Consider the following 1641-nt stretch of genomic DNA (forward strand, 5'->3'; position numbering starts at 1 on the left):
AACACCTCATACACATCCACACGGCGTGGCTTGGTGCGCTTACGCGCTTGTTCCAGGATCGGCAGCACGTGTTCGAACTGCTCCCGGCTCATGTCACTCGGATAGGTCTTTTGGCGCATCCGCATAGTCTGCACTGATCAGGAAAGATCGTGAACAGGTTCTAAGGTTAATCTTGAGTACATTGGCCTATTGCTCCGGGCCGCCGCTGAGCGCGCGACCGGCGGTCACGCCGGTGGTCTTGTGGTGCTTGGGGCTGATCCCGCCGCCGAGCACGTCGGTGGTTGCCGTCGCGGTACCGGTGATGGTGGCATCACCATTGAGCATCGTTTCGCCGTTGACCGTCAGCGGGCCGTTGAGCGTGATGCCGCCATCGGCGGTAATGGTCGCGGTGCCGCCGCTGGGCAATGTCGCCTGCAGCGCGTGCGCCTCGGTGTCGTAGTGGATCTGCGCGCCATCGGTAAAGCGCAGCACGTGTAGCGTGTCGGATGCGGCAGGCGCTGCGAATTGGTCGGAGTACAAGCCGCGTAGCACCAGGCCATCGGCCAGGTCGCCGGCCGGCGACAGCACCACGACTTGCTCGCCGATTGCCGGCGCCGACCAGATGATGGTGGTGCCGGCCAGTGTGACCACCCAAGGCAGATAGTCGGTCAGCATCTCGCCGACCTGCACGCGGCATCGCGCGGCGGCTAGATTCACCTCGGCGACGGTGCCGAGGCGAATGGCGTTACTCAGTGCGGAGGATGCGTTGCCCATGCAGCCATGGTCAGTGGCTGCACGGTGTTGCGCACTGCAATTGGTACGTAAAGCGCTGGGCTACACAGCCGCTTCTTCAGACGGCCTAGGTTGTACGAACCATGCCTGCGTCGCTTCGTCCCACACCACTGTGCCGTCGATCGAAACCGGTGCGGCCACGGTGGTCAGCTGTCCCGGCAACGCGACGCCGGCGGCCAGGCGCGGTGCGATCGCGCCGGTGGCTTTCTCCCACACCAGCGCGGCGCTGTAGTCCGGATCTGCACGCCAGCTTGCACGTGCCTCGTCCCACACGTTGCGGCGGTAGTCGCTGGGGAGGAACGCGATTGGCTGCGAGGTGGTGTAACCCTGCGGCAGTGCATCGCCCAAGGCAAGCGTGTTGGCGACTGGTGCGGCGGTGTCGGTGCTGTAGAGCATCACGCCGCGATAGTCCGGCACCAGCTCCCAGCTCGCAGACGTTGGCGACAGGCGGTGCCGCTGATACAGCCCTGCAGGCGGCGCCGGTGCGGTGGCAACCGTGTTGGGAGGCAGCGGGTAGCGTCCCTCCAACTCGGAGAGATAGACGGTCACCGGCCCGGTGTATTCACCGGTGGTGGCGTCGTAAGCAGATGCAGTGCTGGTGCGTGGCAGCGGGTTGGTCATGGTCAATCCTCAGTAGGCGATGCAGTAGGTCATGCGCAGGCCAGCAGGCAAGTTGTCTGCGCCGCCGGCAGCGTTGACGGTGATGGCATGGTTGTGGGCGCCAGCGCCACGGTGATCCACCACGTGCACGTGATTGCCGCCCTCGGCGATGCCGATCCCGTGGGTGTGGTTGCCTGAGCCGTTCATGCCAATGTTGTGGGTGTGATTACCGGTGGCATCAGTTCCGATGCTGTGGGCGTGGTTTCCACC

The 1641-nt window shown here is 64.6% G+C and carries 2 protein-coding genes and 2 pseudogenes; all 4 read right to left on the reverse strand.

What is annotated here, in order from left to right:
• Nucleotides 1-119, reverse strand: a pseudogene (locus ACD584_RS21760) (IS5/IS1182 family transposase); the annotation flags it as partial.
• A 67-nt stretch (nt 120-186) separates the two neighbouring features.
• Nucleotides 187-753: a phage baseplate assembly protein V gene (locus tag ACD584_RS21765; protein WP_076036785.1), complete on the reverse strand. Its 567-nt coding sequence runs from the start codon at nt 751-753 to the stop codon at nt 187-189.
• Nucleotides 754-813: 60 nt separating this feature from the next.
• The gene (locus ACD584_RS21770) at nt 814-1392 is read right to left on the reverse strand and encodes a phage tail protein (protein WP_076036786.1); all 579 of its coding nucleotides are present in this window, start codon (nt 1390-1392) and stop codon (nt 814-816) included.
• Between the two features lie 9 nt (nt 1393-1401).
• Nucleotides 1402-1641, reverse strand: a pseudogene (locus ACD584_RS21775) (tail fiber protein); the annotation flags it as partial.

The sequence above is a fragment of the Xanthomonas sp. NCPPB 2922 genome (genome assembly GCF_041520885.1).
GTDB lineage: Bacteria > Pseudomonadota > Gammaproteobacteria > Xanthomonadales > Xanthomonadaceae > Xanthomonas > Xanthomonas campestris.

Coding starts and splice junctions, on each gene's coding strand:
- ACD584_RS21770 (WP_076036786.1), bottom strand. CDS start 1,392: ATGACCAACCCGCTGCCACGCACCAGCACTGCATCTGCTTACGACGCC.
- ACD584_RS21765 (WP_076036785.1), bottom strand. CDS start 753: ATGGGCAACGCATCCTCCGCACTGAGTAACGCCATTCGCCTCGGCACC.